Here is a 19,861-nt window from a genome sequence, read left to right on the forward strand (position 1 = left end):
GTTCTGAGTTACGTGTTACGTGTTACGTGTTGCGTGTTACGGGTTTCTCAACTCCCGATTCAGAACTCCTTACTTTCCTTCTTCCAACCCTAATACATTGTTAATTGTTAATTGTTAATTGTGTCCATCACTCATCACTCATCACTCATCACTCATCACTCATCACCAACCACTGACCACCAGCAGCTAACAGCCAATAGCCAACAGCTAAGAGCCAACCACCAACAGCTAATCAATCAAAATTACGGCAGTCCTAAAATAAAAACAGTAGGTTTTTTATCAAGGATCGGCTTTTGTTTTTTCCAATCGGCTATGGTTAAAGTTTTTATAAACTCATTTTCACCGCTAATATCGCTTGCTATGCACAAGTAAATATGATTAGGTACGGTTTTTAGCAAGGTGTCGATAATACTATTGTTTCGATAGGGCGTTTCTATAAATATTTGCGAATAATTATTTTTGCTAATTCTGCTTACCAAACTATTTATAAACGGAATTTTTTCTTCTGCCCTAACGGGTAAATATCCGTTAAAAGTGAATTGTTGCCCGTTTAGTCCCGAAGCCATAAGAGCCATTGTAATCGACGATGTCCCTAAAAGAGGTATTACTTTGTAGTTGTTATTATGAGCCCATGAAACAAACCAATTACCCGGGTCGGCAATGCAAGGTGTTCCTGCTTCGCTCATCATTCCAACAGAGTTTCCGGCTGATATAGTTGTGGCAATTTCTGAAATAAAATCCGACTTATTTGTATGTTCATTTAAAACAAAAAATACAACTTCGTTTATCGGTCGTGGATAGGATATACTTGACAAAAACCGCCGAGCTGTTCTCAATTCTTCGACAATAAAAATATTAAGACTGTGTATTATGTTTATAGTGCTTTTAGGAATGGCTTGGCAGGTATTGCCGTCGGCAATAGGAGTGGGTATCAGATAAACGCGACTACTATTCATAAGCAAACTTTTAGCGTTTTTACATTCCAACTATTATTGCTTTTTGAGGTGTTTATTAACTTCTTTTAGAACAGTTTTAGTAGATACAGGCTTATTTATAACAGAGCAAGCGCCTGAGTTTATAATATCATTTATTATATCAGGGTTAGTGTGGGCGGTCGCAACCATAACAGGCACGTTAGGTTTTATTTGTTTCGTTTCTGCGATAATTTCCTTACCATCTCCGTCGGGCAGGTTTATGTCGGTTATTACAAGGTCTAAATCGTTTTCCTCTATGGCTGTAATCGCCGATTTGTATGACTTGGCGCTTATTACTTTGAAGTTATTTGTTTTCAGGATGTTGGTCAGCACCGTTAAAGAAATTGCGTCGTCGTCTATTACTAATATATTAGCAATTTCACTTTCGGTATTGTCATTTGTTGTAGCATTATCGCGGGTGTCATCAATTACAGTAATAGGTATCAATACTTTAAAAGTAGTACCTTTATTGCTCGATTCTACCAATTCAATGCTGCCTTTTAGCAAGTCGATAAGTTTTTTTGTAATGGCTAATCCTAAGCCGGTGCTACTACCAAAATTGATATTGTCAGATACACTAGTTTTTTCGTCGTATAGTTTACCCTGTTTTTCTTTTGGGATACCAACACCGGTATCTTTTACAACAATTTCTAGAAAATGCGAACCTTGTTCTTTGCAAACAACTTCAAAAAAAGCATTCACAGTACCTGTTTCGGTATATTTTATAGCATTGTCAACAAGGTTTATTAATATTTCCTGAATTTTATATTTGTCGCTCGAAACACTGCATTTAGTATTATCTGTAAATATTGTTTCTATGTTCAAACCCTTTCCAACAGCTTTTGGTTTAGTTAAATTAATGGTTTCGTTTAGGGTATTGTACAAATTGAATTCCGATACTGAAATATTAACGTATTGGTCTTCCAACAAATTGTAGTTAAGTATATGATTTGCAGTGGTTTGAATATGTAGTGCCGAATCTTCAATAACATTAAGATATTTTTCGGTGTTTTGTATATCGTTTTTGCATTGTTTTATAAGAAGCGGGATATTGCTGATGGGCGCTTTAATCTCGTGGGTTACAACATTTATCAGTTTTGATTTGGAATTAGATATTTTATTCAGTTTTTCGTATTCTGCTTTTAGCGCTATATCACGTTTCTTTATCCTATGAAGTAAAAACATGGCAACCAAAGCCATAAAAGCAAACATGCAAACAGAAATAATTAAGTTGTTTTTTATAGATTTTTGCGCATCGTCGGAATTTATTTTTGCATGATATCTTAAATGGTCAACTCTGCTATTTTCGTAGTTTTTTATTTCAATAAGCAGTTGGTTAATATTGTCAATAATGTTAGAGTTGATATCAGCCAATTTTTTTTCTTCGGTATCTAGGACTTTAAACTTATTGTTGTACGTGTTGAAAACTTTTTGGTAGTATACCTGAATGGCTTTTTGAAAATCTGCAATCTTAGCCGAATCTGTTTCTGTAACCGTAACTGAATCGTTTGTTATTAATGAGCTAACAGTTTTGTATTCAAATTTTGGTGTATCATCTTTTTTGTTTACAAATAAATTTTTCAGTCGTGTAATGAAACGTGTATCTTTGCTGGCAGTGTCAAATACCGGAATGACGCTATCGGTTTTTATGGATTGGCTAAAATACTCAATTTCTTTTATGTCGAAAGCCGGAGCAGTTAGGACATTTGGAGCAAGTTTAAGTTGTTTAGGGTTAGACGTGATTGAATCTATTTCGTGTTTCAGTTCAATTATTTTATTAGAAAGGCTAAGTTTACTGCTAATTTCAACGCCAATATCATCAGATGATGCGTTGCCTATTATGGTAGCCGAAAGCATATCTATATCACTTTTAACCTCATTAAGTTTTAAAATATAATTATCAAAATAGTGATCGGATTTTGTTGCAAGGTACAATCTAAAGTTGTTGTCGGCGTTGTAAAGTTCTATCGAACATTTATTAATTGCGTCAAAAACTTCAGAAGGTTGCGAAATTTCATCGACAGCGTTTTTTAACATTCTTGTATCTTCAACGCTATCGTGAATAAACTTATAAACCGTTAGAACCAATGTTACAAGTAAACTTACAATCAAAATATTAATAAGGTTAAATATCTTGAGTTTATTTATAAGTTTAATTATATTGTTTTTTTTGGAAATCTTTTTCATGATTATCCTATTTTATTATGCTTCCGCTAAATTACAATATTTTTAAAATGTATCAAAATTTAATTTTTTTATCTATTTCTTCAACATACACCTTAAACTGTTTATCGGTTTCAATTAAATTTTTGACTGTTTTACAGGCGTGTAGCACGGTAGCATGGTCTTTGTTTCCGCAATGTTTTCCAATAACAGCCAGCGAGTATTGAGTGTATTTTTTCGCAAAATACATAGCCAATTGTCTTGCCTGAACAATGTTTCTTTTCCGCGATTTATTATTAATAATTTCAACCGGAAGGTCGAAGTAGTCGAAAACACTTTTTTTGACTAAGTCTATAGATATTTCTTTTTCGGTGTTTTTTATAAACTTATCGATAATATTTTTGGTAAGCTCTATAGTTACTTCTTTTTTATTGAGTGTGGTTTGAGCAATAATTTGTCTTAAAGCGCCTTCAAGTTCTCTAACATTGTTCGTAACGCGGTAAGCTATATATTCTATTATTTCGTTGGGAAGCGTGATTCCGTCTTTGTATGCAAGTTGGTTTAGTATTGCTATGCGTGTTTCAACATCGGGTATTTGCAGGTCGGCAGCCAATCCCCATTTAAATCTCGATAGTAGTCGTTGTTCAAAGCCAACTAGGTCAACAGGAGATTTATCGCTGGTTATAATAATTTGTTTGTTTTTTTGGTGTAGAAAATCAAAAATATGGAAAAAAACGTCTTGGGTTTTTTCTTTACCACTTAAAAATTCGATATCGTCAATTATCAAAACATCTATCATTTGGTAAAAATGAATGAAGTCGTTTTGGTTATTGTTTTTAACCGAATCGTAAAACTGTTGCATAAACTGTTCAATACCAACGTAAAGCACTATTTTTTCGGGAAACAGTTCTTTGGCTTTCAAACCTATTGCTTGCACAAGATGGGTTTTGCCCAATCCGGTTTGGCTATATATAAATAGCGGATTAAAACCCGATTTGCCAGGGTTACAAGCTACGGCGTATCCGGCTGAGCGAGCAAGGCGGTTGCAATCTCCTTCAATAAAATTATCGAACGAAAAACTTCCGTTGAGCTGCGAGTTTATTTCTATCTTTTTTAGACCGGGAATTATAAAAGGATTAGGAATTTCTCTGTTGTTGCCTGAGTTAAGGTCTAAAGGCATTTGTACGCTTGGGTTTTTGGTAACGTTACTTTTGTTTGTAGGTAAATTAATTGTGAGTGGCGTAGTTTGATTGTTTTGCATAACTATGCTATATTCCAATCGAGCGTCTTTGCCAATTTCTTGTATTAGTGTGCGATGAATTATATCAATGTAGTGTCCTTCGAGCCATTCGTAAAAGAAATAAGTCGGTACCTGAATGGTAAGAACATTTTTTTTCAGACGTATAGGTACTATAGGCGTAAACCATGTTTTAAACGCTTGCGGACTTATATTATCTTTTATTACTTCTAGGCAATTTTTCCAAATTTCAACGTGTTCCATCTTTTTGATTATATCTTAATAAATAAATTTTTAGTCAATATATTAATAAAATCAAGGCATAATTAACGGGCAATTAGAGCTTTTGGCATTATTTTCGCATCCGTTATTGCTTTTAAATTTCAGATGTCAAAGGTCTTAATAAAATTGTTATAAAAAAAATAATTTATCTATTGACTTTTTGAAAAAAAATTAGTATAGAACTTTTGTCTTTTTTAAATACTCTTTGTTAAGAAATCATTAAGAAATAGTTAAAATAAAAATTACAACTTTCTAATAATCAGCCCTCTTATATTTTCAAATTTTTCGATTATTTCGTCTTCCATACTTTTTCTGAAGTCGATTTCCAAAGCACAATTTGTGCCAGAAAAATTATTATTAATATTAATATTAAATTCTTTGACTATTTTCATTACATCATTCATCATAATGTAGTCAAACTCAAGCAGGTAACTGCTGTTAATTATTTTTGTAATAATTTCCGCTTCCTCAATTGTAAGTTTTGCCGACTTCTTATACGCACTTATAAGACCCGAAACGCCAAGTTTAGTACCACCAAAATATCTAACAGAAACAATTAACACATTAGTAAGGTTGTACGACCTAATTTGTCCGTAAATAGGCAAACCCGCTGTTCCTGAGGGTTCTCCATCGTCGTTGGCTCTGTAGTTATCTTCGGTTAAACCTAATTTGTATGCGTAGCAGTGGTGAGTAGCTTTGTAGTGTTCTTTTTTTATTCCCGACAGTATTTCTTTTATTTCATCTTCGTCGTTTACCTGATAGCCGTATCCTAAAAACTTACTACCCTTAACTTTGTATAGGCTTTCCGATGGTTTATTTATTGTTAAATATTCGTCAATTACTTCCATAATTACTTTCAGATGTTTGTTACCTAATCAACTATTTTTCTACATAATTATAAATATTAACCCTATCCGGATTATGCAAATATAACAATATTTATCTTGTATTTAATAACACGTCAATATTAAGAAATTGCACGTATTATTTAGCAATTAGCTTTTAGTTTTTAGTTTTTAGTTTTTAGTTTGGAACCTTTTTGCTAAACAAAATAGGGAATTTTAATGCAAAATATATGTTGGTATTATAGATATCGCCTCTAACAAGATTACTTATAACGTCGTTGGAGCCTATCCATAAAAACAAAGCCCTAACTGCCAAACCTGTTTTAAGTTGGTTTAATTCGTTATATTGAATAGGTAGCGATATTGTTACATTACCAAGTTCTATACGAGGTATCAGGTTAAGCGAAGTAAAATAACTTGATTTAGCAACTAAACTATATCCCTTGTTCAATGCTATATATGGTATAAAGTTGATATAGACACCCTTAGAAACTCTAGCGTCAAACTGAAAACTTATTGAAGTTGGAAGTGCCATATTGAAGCTACTGGAGTCGCGTTTTACGTGAAACACGCTATCGGCAAATTTGTTAAAATCATTAACATTGTCTATTCTAATACCCCTGAAGTACATATTTTCTATGTCGGCAATAAAGTCGGCACTTTTGGGATTACGTTTATAATTTATTTTACCAATGTCGGTAATGGCTATACCAACTTTATATTTGTAGTGAGCAGCATCTTGTAGTCTGAGTGAAGTGTAGCCGGTTGTAGGCGGGTTATATTCAATGTCGCTGGTACGGTATTCGTAAACCGCTCCAAAATCAAAGCCTAAAGATGGTTTACCAGCAAATTTATACCTAATTTTTTCGTCTATGTCAAAACCTTCTGATGTACCATAGCTTACTGAAGTTTTAAAAATTGAGAGTGTGTCTTCGCTTGGAAATTTATAGCTAAGGTCTTTAATGTTTATGTATCCGGCTCCCAAGCCTTGAAGTAGTTTTACGGTAGCACCTGCTTTAACAAAGTGATTTCCGTCGTTGTACACTGTTCTTGCGTAAGTAAGCCCGTACTCAGCCCAAGTATTGATACTTAAATTCAAGTTGGCGTTATTTAATTCAATATTATGCAAAGTCAACTCATTAAAGTCGCTGACAACAAGTTTAGCTAAGTCTTGCGATAAGTTCGTTATGCTTAACTTTGTCCTTATAGATGGCGTAAAAGCTATAGATGATTTTTCGTCAAGTTTAATCATAAATGATAGCAGGTCAAATTTTGTACCTAAAAAGCCTTTCTTAGCACCTTCTCTGGTATTAGGTACAACTTCTACAGGCGTTACTTCCGATTTATCGGTTTTAAAAGGAAGAAGTAACATCTTGTGCTCAATAGAATAAAGGTTGTTGCTTAGGTCTAAACTAAGTCCCAAAAAAGTCATATCAAGTCTGTATTCGGCATCTGCTATAGATGCAGGTTGGAATTGTGCTCCCAATGCTCCGGAATACGGTTGAGCGGTGAACGGGAAAAACTCCTGTGCTACCATACCAACATTCATCAATAATACTAAGGAAATTAAAAGTGTTGCTCGTTTCATAATTTAATAATATTATAGGTTTAAGGTTATATGTAACTTAAATGTTTAATAAACTTTTAGAGTGATAGGTTCATAAAAATATCACAGAAACAGTTAGCACAAAAGTACATAAATATTTCAATTGTTAGCCTTTTTACAAAAAAAATAACAATAGAAAAATATTAAGAAAACAGGTATTATTCTGTTTAAATAAAAAATAAAATTATTAACTGGGCAGCGATAACTCTTAAGAACATTGTAAGCGGATATACCGTAGAGTAGGCAACAGCAGGCTCTTGACTATCGGTTAGCGAACTCGAATAAGCCAAAGCAGGCGGATCGGTTGAGCTTCCTGAAAGAGCGCCCGATAAGGTTATGTAATTAATTTTTAGGTATTTATATCCGATAAATCCCATTATAAGTAATGGTATAACAGTTATGGCAAAACCTATTGCAACCCAGCTCAACCCTTGCGATGAAAATGCTATTTCAAAGAAGTTTTTTCCGGCTGCTAATCCCACACTTGCCAAAAACAAACTAATTCCTATTTCTCTAATCATAAGGTTGGCGCTATTGGTGGTGTAGCTAACAATTTTAAATTTATACCCGAATCTGCCTATTAAAATAGCGATGATAAGTGGACCACCGGCAAGTCCTAATTTTACGGGCATTGGCATTCCTGGAATGTAAAAAGGAATGCTTCCAAAAATAACACCTACAAATATACCTAAAAACAGTGTTATAAGATTAGGATGTTCTAGTTTCTTTTGGGTATTACCAAGAATTTTCTCTACCTTTTTAATGTTTTCAATCTCTCCAACAACAGTAACTTTATCCCCTAATTGAAGAGCCATGTTTTTATTTGCTACAATATCAATGCCTGCACGATTTACACGTGTTATGTTAACGTTGTATAAATGCCTAAGTTTTAATTGTTTCAGAGATTTACCATTAACTTTGCTTTGAGTAATAAGTATTTTTCTCGATACTAAATTCTTTTCCGAAGCAGCCCAGTTAATATCGTCAACTTCGTTTCCCAAAAATGCAATTATAGCATCCTTGTCATGGGCTGAAGCTATTATAAGCATTGCATCGTCTATTTTAACTTTAGTTTCTGCATTAGGAATGCAAAAATTTCCGTCCTTATAAAGACGAGATATTACAAAGTTTCGGTTAATTATATCTTTTATTTCTTTAACTGTGTGATTGTCAAGCGATGCATTTTTCATGCAAACCGAAAACAATTCGGGCAACTCGCCGCTTTCTTCACTGGCAGCTTCAAGTTTATCTACTTCTTTTTTGATATTAACTTTAAAAATAATTCTTAATACGATAATTGACAAAATAATACCCACAACTCCAAGCGGATAGGCAACGGCATAGCCCATGCCTATTTGGGGTATTTGTGTAATTTGTCCGGCTTCCAATGCTTGTCTGAGAGCTTCTTGTGCCGCTCCAAGTCCGGGTGTGTTAGTTACAGCTCCCGACATTATACCAACCAACATTGGCATCTCAATTTGCTTGTTCAGAATATAATAAAAGGCAATTGTAGCAGCTACACCCAAAGACACAACACCTATAGCCAACATGTTAAGTTTAAGCCCGCTCGATTTAAACGAAGCGAAAAATCCGGGACCAACTTGAAGACCTATAGAAAACACAAATAGTATTAATCCAAACTCTTTAATAAACTCTAAAACATTATGATTAACGCTTATGCCGAAATGCCCGACAATAATGCCTGTAAACAAAATAAATGTTGCACCCAGGGAAACACCGAATATTTTAATTTTCCCAAGCAGTAAACCTGTAAAAATTATCAAGGCGTAAACCACAGCCGCCTGAGCGATACCTTCATTTAAAAACAAATTCGATAACCAAGACATAATTAATTTATCTAAATAATTTCGTGCAAAGGTAGGTATATTTGAGATGCTAAAACGAAAAGACGATAAAAAGATTTCCTTTTTATCGTCTTTAAAATCAGAATTTAAAATTATTTATCGTATAACAACTTTCGCAGTTTCTGTGTAGCCTGTTTTCGGGTCGGTGAGCATTATCACGTACAAACCTTTATTCAGGTTGCTAACATCTATTTTTGTGTCGCTCAAACTTCCTGCTTTTACAGTCTTACCTTGCATGTCAGCTATTTTATACATGGTGTTTGGTTTTGCATTTTCCACAAAAATATAGTTTGTAGCAGGGTTTGGATATACTTTAATGTTGCTTACTTCAGTTTTCGGCACACCAACTATAATGTACGAAGTAACACATACATCGTCAATTTCCCAGGTAGCTGCTTGGGTATCTGTGGACGTGTATTTGAACGCTATTCTTAGCCTATTCCATACATTTTCAGGAATTGCTATAAAAGACGAATTCGTCCAATTCCAAGAACCTGTTGAAAGATTAGCTTGATCGGTTATGTCAACCCAAGTTGCTAAATTTGGGTCTCCCGAAATATAGTCGATTGAGTAAAGAACTTTTATATTTTCGCCTGCGAAATTCTTAGCGGAGAAAAATCTTAGATGTATATCAGGATTATCTTTAAAGCCAATAGGTATAGAGATTTCACGTGAAATTAGCCAGTCAATATTTGCAAATGGAGCACCTTCATATCCGCTCATTTTAGCGCAAGCCGAATTATCAATACCGTGTATTGGGTCTAAAGTCCAAACTTGACTGCCAAGTTCGTTATATGTTGTCCAATCGTCCATACCTTCTTCAAAATCTTCACTAAAAACTATAGTTTGAGTCTTTGAAATAATAGTTGGATAGTTTCCGTCTGTTTTGTAGTCAACATTAGGTCCACCATTAGTATATGGGAAAATAGCAACTTTAAACGGCAAACTTTCATTCAAGTCGGCGAAAGTACAAGTTTCTACGCCATAGGCAACGTTAATTGCTCCGTTGTTGTCGGAGAAATCTAAGTCGTTAGCAACAAAGTTGCCGTCGGTTGGTACATTAATATTACCACTTGAAAACATAACTAAGTATCCTGTTGGAAGTTGTTCGCCAACAGCGTCAGTCCATGTAACGGTTACATCAAAGCCTTTAACTTGTACGGCTAAGTTGGTAGGATAATTCGATGGTTCGGGCAGTATTGTGGTTGAACCTGTACTAACATCAATTTTAAGTTCGTCAATAGCGAGTAGAGCATCAGAGCCAACTGCATTATCGTCAGTCCAGCGTATCCACATATCTGTACCTGTTAGCCATTCAATATTTTCAAGAGTTGCATTAATAGCTTGTCTGTTTTCGGCAGCGTTACCGTCTAAAGCTTCACTTTGAGTTGAATTTGTAACAATTTCAATAAGATTAAAATCGCTTACTTCAGTCCAAGTACCTGTCAAAAGGTCGGTAGCGTTAAAGCTAACTTCAAATTTGTGAACTTCGTTCACGCTGCTGTTAGTTCCGGTACGCCATTGTTCGCAAAAGCCCGAGAAGTCTATTTTTGTAATAGTAGAACCGGTGCTGTTGGTGAAGTTAGCTCCAAAAGCCGGAGATGTAGAGTTTGAACCTATTGTTCCCATAGCTCTTTCGGTCGAGCCAGTTGTACCAACATTGTAAACTGCGCCCGTATTTGCCGAGCCATCGGTAACTTTTAGCGGTAGCGCTTCGCCTATTGTACCGGTGCCGGCGGCTCTAACTCCTTGCCAGCCTGTTAAATAGGTTGTTCCGTCGGGACCTAAACCGTCGAAGTTTTCAAAGTAATTCAAATTGCCAGCAACAAACGAGTGTGCTTGTCCGTAAGAAGTAATGCTTATTACTAAACTTACAAGAAATGTAATAAAGAATACGTTTTTTTTCATGTTTCAAAGAGTTTTTAAATTACAGGGTATAGATTAAAACCTATCTCTATACCCTTAAATTATTATTGTAAAATAAGTTTAATTGTTTCTGATTTTTTTAGTTTGGTATCTGTAATTCTCAATACATATATGCCTTTTGCTTGCTTATTGTAGTTGAGTGTGATAATAGAACTGTTGTCTATAGTTGTATCAACAATTTTACCCGAAAATGAAATCAAATCAATTTTCAAGTTGTTGTTGGCGGTATTTTCTATTTTTACCAATCCGTTACTTGGATTCGGATATACAATTATACCGCTCTTATCATAGTCAACACCTTCTCTAATATCAACGTGTATATAGTTTGTTAATGTAAGAGAATCGGAGCCGTTTTCATTTGCTACTACAAGTGTTACCGAATAGTCGCCGAAAGTATTGTAAACAACTTCAGGATTTCTTTCGGTAGAAGTTGCAGGAGTACCACCTTCAAATGTCCAATTCCATTGTGTAGGCGAATTTGTAGATAAATCAGTAAATCTAACCATATCTCCTTCAAAAATATCTGTAATATCGGCAATAAAGTTTGCAATAGGAAGTGGGTCAATGCATCCGCCAAGTGGTGTAGCCCAAAGAGTATCACCAATATTATTAATAGCTGCAAATTCGATAGAAGCAGTCCAGTTGCTTGGTAGGCTGTTATCTGAAGTTGGGTCGCAAAGTGTAAGCGAACGACCTGTTCCGTTAGCTAAGCTATCCCATGGGCTTGAAGGCATGTAGTGAACTTCGTCAATAATAACACCGAAATTATCAACTAATCTGATGTTTTCGCCGCTATTGCTCAATGCACCGCTTGTCCATTGCAAACTTCCTACGTTAAAAACGTTTCTGATAGCTGATGAGTCAACTGCAACTAGCAAATACTGTTCAGTGTCTAATGTAATATCGGGGAAGGTAAATTGAACGCCTTGTGTGAATTTGAAATCTTTTAAATTGATAGCAGTTTCGCCCAAGTTGTAAAGTTCAATAAATTCTAAAGAGTCGGTTCCTGTTTCAGGCGGATTGTACATAATTTCGGTAATAACTATATTTGCACCGCTCATGCAACCTGTGCCAGGTGAAGCATACAGAGGTTCATTGGCACCATTGTATCCGATAAGGTTTGTCGATGCAGACCAGTTTGCAGGGTCGCTATTATCTAACGATGTGTTGCAGAACGTAATTGAAGGACCGCCGCTTAAAGGAATTTCGGGCCACGGAGACTGATTTGTATACGATATTTCGGCTTTTACAGTACCTATAGCATCGGTTAAAGTTATTATATCGCTTGTATTGTCAAGCATACCCGATTCCCATTGAGCGCAATTAACACCAAAAGCATATTGCATAGAAACGGGATTTAGAGCAACAAGATAATAGTTGTTTGGCATAAGTGTAGTATCGGGGAATGTGTAGGTAATGCCCGAAGTAAATTTCCAACCCGTTAGGTCAACTATTGCGTTTCCTTTGTTGTAAATTTCAACAAACTCAAGGGTATCGTTACCATTATCAGGCGGGTTGTACATAATTTCGCTTATAATGATATTATCGCTTGAAAAATAACAACCTTCACCGGGAGTTGCATAAATTGTATCGCCTTGAAGCGTAATAAAAGGTTCACTTGATGCTAACCAGTTTTCGGCTAAACTATTGTCTAAAGATGGGTCGCAAAATGTCAAACTGCTACCACCACCGTCGGGTGCTGTAGGCCATGGTGCACTATCTGTGTATGCAACCGAATCGATTAACATATTATAATTATTGTATAATTTTATTTCATCTTGGTTGTTGTTCAAGCTAAAGTTTCCGCTACCGTCAAAATCGGGAACAAATGGGAAATTTCCGTTTGTAGCAATTTTAACCGTATATCTTGCACCCGGATCTAATATTGCACCTTGAGGAAGCACTATTGGGGTATGAGTAGCAACGTTGTCAATCAGCCAGTAGCCTTCCATATCAACGGCAATATTGTCGTTGTTATATATTTCAATCCATTCTTCGTCAGGTCCAGGCGAATTATACATTATTTCGGTAATTACCAAGTCGGGTAAAACAACAGGAGCAATAACCGAAAATACAGCGTCGCTTTCGTCAAAAATACTGGCATCTGCAACACTCGATATTTTTACTTTATAGTCGTTTGCAATAGCTTGGTTGGCAGGTACTGCCCATGTGTATGAACCGTTGTTGGCAACAGAGGCAGCTATTACGCTGGCATTTGTGCCTATAAGTTCAATTTTTACGTTGCCGGTAACGTTTGCCGATGTCCAGGTAATGTTGAAGTTAGTACCTTGTTGTACAAATTCGCCTCCGTTGGGACTTGTTACAGTTATAACTTGTGTTACAAACAGAAAATCGTCACTATCTCTACTGGTAACGTAGTCGCCATCGCTTCTGGAGTTTGGCAATACAACCATATCCATCAAATTAGCAGGAATAGCTGTGCCTATGTAGTTTGCATCATAAAATGTTGTTCTAAAATTGAAGGTGTTGTTGTTATTATCAATTATAGGATAAACCTGACCTGTAGCAAAGTTTCCTGTAGGGTCTTGGAATCTAACGTTTTCTATTTTAATAAGTTCGGCTTCATAATTATCAAAATTATTTATAAGCTGTGTAATAGTAACAACTTCGGGAGTTATAACATTTCCGGTAGAAGTAGGAGCACCAGGGTCAGCTGTTGGGGTAAACTGCATCATATTACCGTATTCGTTCAAAACTCCGGTAAGACCTGTCATGCCGTCGCCAATTTGGTATGTACTTGTAATTTTTCCGGCATTGTCGTCAATTAATATAGCAGCTGTAGCATCTTGAATGTATTTTTGTTTTCTAAAATTTTGCATGTAAGTAACAACAGCTTCTCCGGTGAGTTTGTACGTATTACCTATAGTACCGGCTCTAAGTTCGGCTATGGTAGCAACGGTAGGAGTTGGAGCTACAATATTAAAAGTACCGCTTTGTGCCGAAACGGTTTGAGGAATGTCGCTAATTCTGATTTTACAATCGTTGCTTAAAGTTTGAGTAGCAGGAATGTTCCATGTCCATGTACCTGCTGTTGTGGCAACCGAAGCTGCAAGTGTAGTCCATGTTGGAGAACCTGCAGATGCGTTATCAGAAAATTCAATTTTTACGTTACTGTTCGTGTTGGAAGCAGTCCAAGTAATGTTTTGCGAAGTGCCTTGTGTCCAGTTGGCTCCTGCGGTGGGAGAGGTAATGGCTATTGTTGGGGTTGCACCACCATATTCTGTCCAAGAAATATTGTCGATAGTAGTTTGTCTATTTGACGTAGTAGTACCAACATTTTTTATTCTTATTGTTACTGAACCTGAAGTGTTGACTGCGTGTGTGAAATCATGAATGGTTGGATCTTCTCCGGAAACGCCACCAAACTCAGGTGTCGTTGCAACCTGAGTGCTATTTACTATTAATTCCAGTTGTCTGGTATTAGCACCTGTAAATGCCTTTCTGTACTGAAAAGTAAATGTGCCTACACCATTTGGAAATGTGGCTTCAAGATAGCTGTCGGAAGCCCTTCTTAGCATTAAGCCCTTATTTGTAATTGAGTAACTTCCTTCATCTCTTGAATGTCCGTAAGTCCATGTAATTCCACTTACAGAGTTTGTAAATGAGCCGTCGGCGTACGACGTAGTTAGTGCTGTTTGTTCTTCAAAATCTTCGGTTGTTTGAGCTTTTATACTGTTTGTGAAAAACACGAACAAGGATAGATTTACGAACAAAAGTGTGAATAGAATTTTTTTCATATTTTATCTAATTTAATTATTTATTCTAAGTCAATTTTATTTTTTGCAAAAATCTGCTTTTTTTGTTAATGCCCCAATAAAAAATGATTAAGTAAAATTTAAGTTGTTTTGTAATGTTTTGATTAATAGTGTTTTTATGTTACCGTTCATCTTTTAGTAATAAAAATATAACAATTTCATAATATTTAGGTTTTGCAGTCTGCTCCACAATTAAGAATAAAGATAAAATACCTTATAATCTGCAATTAATTTTGGAACCACCACTGCATATTCACAACAAATTTACAAAAAATTTTAAAATATAGAAGAGAATAGCATTATAGTTATTAACAAAATTTCATATTGTGAAAATTTTATCGAAACAATTACACGGCTGTAGTGTTTTTTACATTATTATCATTCAATCTATTTTGTGCAAAAAATAATAATTACAAATAATTCCAAGAATTATGTGTTGAAATTGACTCTTAGAATGGGAAAATAAGTGGCAATACAAAGACCATAACTGCCAGATGAACTATCTGCAGGGGTAAACCAACTTTTACGTAGTCCATAAAATTATATTTTCCTGCCGACATGACCATTGCATTTGGTGGTGTAGAAAACGGACTGGCAAAGCACATACTGGCTGCAACCGTCACTCCTATAAGGAAAGGATACGGACTCAATCCCATTGAAATAGCTGCTTGTATAGCAATTGGAGCGAACAGAATAGCTGTGGCGGTATTGCTAATAAACATGGTAAGTGTAGAAGTTGCTAATAAAATTCCTGCAAGTACGGCGTAAGGTCCGTACGAGCCAACTAAGCCTATTATGTTTGTTGTAACCAATGCCGATGTTCCGGTTTTTTCCATAGCAGTTGCCAAAGGCATCATTCCGGCAAATAGCACAACGCTTTCCCAATTTATAGTGCGGTAGGCATCTCTTACAGTTCTGAAACAACCGCCTAAGATCATAAGAACTGCCGCCAACAGAACTGCAATTACAGGAGGCAACCAATTGAATACCATAGATAACACCATCAATAACAGTATTATGGCTGCGTATGGAGCCTTATGACTGAGTGTAACTTTGGAGGCTTCGGTTTGTGGTTGTCCAATTACAACGACTTCTTTTTCCAAACGACTGAAACGATCGATATCTTCCCAAGTGCCTTGTACCAAAAGCATGTCGCCGGCGTGCATTTTAACGTCCTTTATGTTTTGTATAATGTAGTGGTCGTTACGTTGAATGCTAATAATACTGATGTTATAATTTTTGCGAAATTCCGAGTCCTTTACAGTTCGGTTGTGCAAACGGCTATTTTGAAGAATTACAACTTCAGCCATACCGATTTCGTTGAATTTGAATTTTCCGCCAAATTTCGGGCGCTCAATTTCTTCATCAATTTGCTTGTCAACAAAGCTGAGTTCATTTTCTTTAACAAAGTTAAGGATGTTTTTATACTCGCCCAAAACGTACAATATGTCATTCTCAGAAAGTACCGTATTTGCATCGGGGACAAACGCACGAACCGAACGACTTAGCGGAGAAAGTGAACGAACGTGAATTTCGCTTATAATCAGCGAATAGCGTTTGGTTATGTCAAGGTCGGCAAGGCTTTTATCAATAATAGGCGAACCTTTTTGAACAACTATTCTGTATATATTATCGAGCAAATTGTAATCGTTTGCCAATTGTTCCGGCGATTTAACAGTGGTTTTACCTTCTGCATCGTCTCTTTTACCTTTTTTTTCAAGTACCCTTGAAAGTGGCCAAAGCATAAAAATTCCTATAGTCAACAAAATTAGTCCCACAGGTAAAATAGTGAAAAACTGCAATCCTTCGTAACCTGCTTCAATCAAAGCATTGTGCACTATTAAGTTAGGCGGAGTCCCGATTAAAGTCATCATTCCGCCCAAACTGCTGGCATAAGCCATAGGCATCAAGTATCTGCTGACGTTAGCATTCGATTTTGTAGCCATGCTCACTATTATTGGCATCAGCATAGCAACCGTTCCGGTATTGCTTAAAACCGAGCCTATTAGTGAGGTTACAATCATAACCAAAAGGAAGAGTTTTAAATTGCTGTCGCCTGCAAATTTCAGCAATCGGTTGCTAACGGTACTTGCAAGTCCGGTCTGAGTTATAGCACCACCTACAACAAATAGAGCGGCAATCATTATTACAACAGAGTTGGAAAAACCTGCCAATGCCTCGGCGGGTGTAAGCACGTTTGTTAGAACCAATGCCAACAAACAACACAATGCGACAATATCGGAGCGGATTTTGCCCCAAACCAGCAAACCAGCTGTTACTACCAGAATAATTATAGTTGCAGTCATAGAAATGATAAAAGTGCAAACTTATAAAAAATACCTTATATAAATGCAAATAACAAAGTTAAATTATTTTTTATGACCTTTTAATTGGTGAATGGTGATTGGTGGTTGGTGAATGGTGGTGCGGGTTGCGTGGTGCGTGATTCGGGTTACGTGTTTCGGGTTACGTGGCAATTATCAATTAACCCAGAAGTTTCGGGATGTTGCGGGTGCGACATTTTCGGTCATTGAGTGCCGATATTGAGCATAGCGAAATATCGGTGTATCGAAATGCCGAAAATAGAGAACGATTAAAACTTCGGCGCTTCGATACGCCTTCGGCACTCAGCGACCGAAGTTTTTTAAGACTCAATAACAGAAATGTCGAAACTCGAAACCCACCCATCACTCATCACTCATCACTCATCACTCATCACCCATCACTCATCACCCATCACTCATCACTCATCACTCATCACTCATCACCCATCACTCATCACCCATCACTCATCACCCATCACCAAAAGCTAACAGCCAATGGCTAACAGCCAATAGCCAACAGCAAAACCTTACAATAAAAAAAAGAGCCAACGAAATTCATTAGCTCTCTTCTCCAAATTTCAATTTGAGTAAAATAGGATTATTTTATTCCTAATTTTTTGCGAATATCTTTAGGAATAGCATCTTTGTGCACTAATATATTCATGGTTTTGTATGCTGCAAAAGCTTCCGAAACGTACCATATACCTTCGTATTTACCGGCTTTTCCCCATGAGTTTTTCATCATAAAATAAGGTTTACCGTTTTGGTCTTTGGCAACGCCGTAAATTACCATTCCGTGGTCGTCGGTGGTTTCCCAGTTATCAAATGCTTTCTGACGCATTTCTTGGGTTATTTCCATTTCTGGTAGTGGTTTAGAAGTGAGTTCTGCACGTCTGTCGGTTCTCGACATTCCTAACCAATGAGCCATATCCGAGCCTGTCAGTTCTGCACCACGTTCAGCATCGGGCATAACAGCTATACCGTTGCGTGTAAAACCGTCTTCGCTAACGTCGGAGCCCCAAGCAAAGGTGTAACCTGTGTTTACAGCGTTTCTCATCACTTCCATAAGTTCTTCTATAGGCAGATTGTACGACAAACCATTACGCCAATTATCTTGAATTTCTATAGAAAATTTTTCGTAAAAAGGGTGATGTGTGTAGCTTGTCAGCGAAATATAGTCGTCGGGATTAAGACCAAAGCTATCGGCGTAACTTCTGGGTGTATATGTTTTGCCGTTAACGGTAAATTCGGTAGGAAGTTTGCCCAAATATGTGTCGTAAATTGCTTCTAAAGGTTGTTTCCATAGGTGTGAAATTTTCGAAGATTTGGTGTTCACAACAGCATCAACGTATCCTTTTGCTGCAGCGTCAACGTAGTTGTGGTTAGCCAAGGTATCGCCGTACATAACACCTGCAGGCATAATGTGGTCGGGGACGATGCCGTAGTGTTTCCAGCAATACATAACGTCGTAGAAACTACCACCGGGCGAAAAACTTGACTCTCCGTGTAGTCGCACGTAATTTGTTGCACGGTCAATCATGGTGTGATACACCACAAACATTTCGGAAAAATCCTGCTCGCCTTTTCCCATACGTAGCAACTCAGCTTCAATAAACGATAGGGTAGAGTATGCCCAGCAGGTTGACGAACGGTTTTGATTTTTAATTGAAGTGATAGGAATTTCTTTTACGGTTGTAAAAACAAAACCTTCTTCTTTTTCTTTTTTGTCTTGAGCAAAAACGCTTATTGAAAGCGTCGCCAATAGTAATAATACTGTTAATTTTTTCATTGTGTAATTGTATTTTATTATTAATTTCTTTCCGAGTACAAAATTATAAAAAAAATGTTGATAATCTTGTTGGAAACAATCATTTATTATCCAACCTTTCTTCAATCAAATTCCATTTCCCACTTTTTTTACAGTTATTTGGAGTAATATAAGTGTTTCTATAATTATCTAATGTTATTAAATTTGCATTTTTATCATTAAGTTCTTTCACAGCTTCAAGCCACAATTTTTTGCCACGTGCAATTATAATTACCCTTTCTTGCTCAATAAGGTATTTTACAAGACGAACTGTAAATTTTTGGGTGTCCAAAAGTTCAGTAGTTATCGTATTGTACATATTTTTGTAATTTTGAGAAGTATAGCCGATATACTGCACCAAAGCAATTTTTGAATTAGCATTTTTAAATTTATCACGCAAGTGTTTTGTCCTTTTATCCCAATAAAAATCACTAATACTATTTCGGACAGGATTACTGGGAATAAACTCCGTGCTTTTCAGAGACATTGCTTCACATTGTTCCTTGATAAACTTCTTTTTTTCATCTTCATGTAAAGACTTATACATATCGTTGTTTTTTGCTTTAACGTATCCTGGATTTAGTGTTAAAATCACGATTTCTGCATCAAGTACATTACCCCAAAATGGCTCAGGTAATAATTTAAGTCTATATTTGTATAGTTTTTTGTCTTTATCTTGAATTTTATCATTAAAGCGTTTTATATACTCTTTGTCACCTGAATAAACGTTTTTTTTTAAAGGGAAATACGAATTGTCTTTTACCTTTTTGGCTACTTCAAGCCAAGGATTTTCTGCTAATAAATTTTCTATCTTATCTTTCATATCACAATTTGGTTATGTGTTTGTAATGTTAGATATTTATAATATTAATAGTTTTCTTATTTATCGTTTTTTTTTAAATTGTAGAATTTTTAAGTATAAATTATTAATAGTTCTTTGAAGTTTACAAATAGATATTTAAAACTGTTTTTTTTAATATTTTAATTCATTATATATATATTCAAAAGTAAAGTACAAAGGTAGCACCTTTTAAAGTATAAAACAGCAATCCTGCA

At 35.9% G+C, this 19,861-nt stretch carries 12 protein-coding genes; 1 reads left to right on the plus strand and 11 read right to left on the minus strand.

Going from position 1 to position 19,861, the window contains the following annotated elements:
• Positions 1–242: 242 nt before the first annotated feature.
• The 9 genes from PHP31_02350 to PHP31_02390 form a co-directional block, all read right to left on the minus strand.
• Positions 243–956, minus strand: a complete 714-nt coding sequence (locus PHP31_02350; protein MDD3738121.1) for an SAM-dependent methyltransferase — start codon at positions 954–956, stop codon at positions 243–245.
• Positions 957–989: 33 nt separating this feature from the next.
• Entirely contained in the window at positions 990–3,161 is a 2,172-nt protein-coding gene (locus PHP31_02355) for a response regulator (protein MDD3738122.1), read from the minus strand.
• 52 nt (positions 3,162–3,213) lie between these two features.
• A complete protein-coding gene (gene dnaA, locus PHP31_02360) occupies positions 3,214–4,638 on the minus strand; it encodes a chromosomal replication initiator protein DnaA (GenBank protein MDD3738123.1) in 1,425 nt (474 codons plus the stop codon).
• 260 nt (positions 4,639–4,898) lie between these two features.
• Positions 4,899–5,504 carry a YigZ family protein gene (locus tag PHP31_02365; GenBank protein ID MDD3738124.1) on the minus strand — a complete coding sequence of 202 codons (606 nt, stop codon included), beginning with the start codon at positions 5,502–5,504 and terminating at the stop codon, positions 4,899–4,901.
• A 175-nt stretch (positions 5,505–5,679) separates the two neighbouring features.
• Positions 5,680–7,089 (minus strand): DUF5723 family protein, encoded by a 1,410-nt coding sequence (locus PHP31_02370; GenBank protein ID MDD3738125.1) that lies wholly within the window; start codon positions 7,087–7,089, stop codon positions 5,680–5,682.
• Positions 7,090–7,274: 185 nt separating this feature from the next.
• Positions 7,275–8,954: a putative transporter gene (locus PHP31_02375; protein ID MDD3738126.1), complete on the minus strand. Its 1,680-nt coding sequence runs from the start codon at positions 8,952–8,954 to the stop codon at positions 7,275–7,277.
• Positions 8,955–9,068: 114 nt separating this feature from the next.
• Positions 9,069–10,880: a choice-of-anchor J domain-containing protein gene (locus tag PHP31_02380; protein ID MDD3738127.1), complete on the minus strand. Its 1,812-nt coding sequence runs from the start codon at positions 10,878–10,880 to the stop codon at positions 9,069–9,071.
• Positions 10,881–10,942: 62 nt separating this feature from the next.
• Positions 10,943–14,656: a lamin tail domain-containing protein gene (locus PHP31_02385; GenBank protein MDD3738128.1), complete on the minus strand. Its 3,714-nt coding sequence runs from the start codon at positions 14,654–14,656 to the stop codon at positions 10,943–10,945.
• Between the two features lie 467 nt (positions 14,657–15,123).
• The gene (locus PHP31_02390) at positions 15,124–16,980 is read right to left on the minus strand and encodes an SLC13 family permease (GenBank protein MDD3738129.1); all 1,857 of its coding nucleotides are present in this window, start codon (positions 16,978–16,980) and stop codon (positions 15,124–15,126) included.
• A 224-nt stretch (positions 16,981–17,204) separates the two neighbouring features.
• Here PHP31_02390 and PHP31_02395 point away from each other — a divergent pair, with 224 nt between their 5' ends.
• Positions 17,205–17,501: a hypothetical protein gene (locus PHP31_02395; GenBank protein MDD3738130.1), complete on the plus strand. Its 297-nt coding sequence runs from the start codon at positions 17,205–17,207 to the stop codon at positions 17,499–17,501.
• Positions 17,502–17,596: 95 nt separating this feature from the next.
• Here the strand turns inward: PHP31_02395 and PHP31_02400 are convergent, their stop codons facing one another.
• Both PHP31_02400 and PHP31_02405 read right to left on the minus strand, forming a co-directional pair.
• Positions 17,597–18,787, minus strand: a complete 1,191-nt coding sequence (locus tag PHP31_02400; GenBank protein ID MDD3738131.1) for a C1 family peptidase — start codon at positions 18,785–18,787, stop codon at positions 17,597–17,599.
• A gap of 79 nt (positions 18,788–18,866) precedes the next feature.
• Positions 18,867–19,628 (minus strand): hypothetical protein, encoded by a 762-nt coding sequence (locus PHP31_02405; GenBank protein ID MDD3738132.1) that lies wholly within the window; start codon positions 19,626–19,628, stop codon positions 18,867–18,869.
• Positions 19,629–19,861 lie beyond the last annotated feature (233 nt).

Source organism: Lentimicrobiaceae bacterium (assembly GCA_028697555.1).
Taxonomy (GTDB): Bacteria; Bacteroidota; Bacteroidia; order Bacteroidales; family UBA4417; genus UBA4417.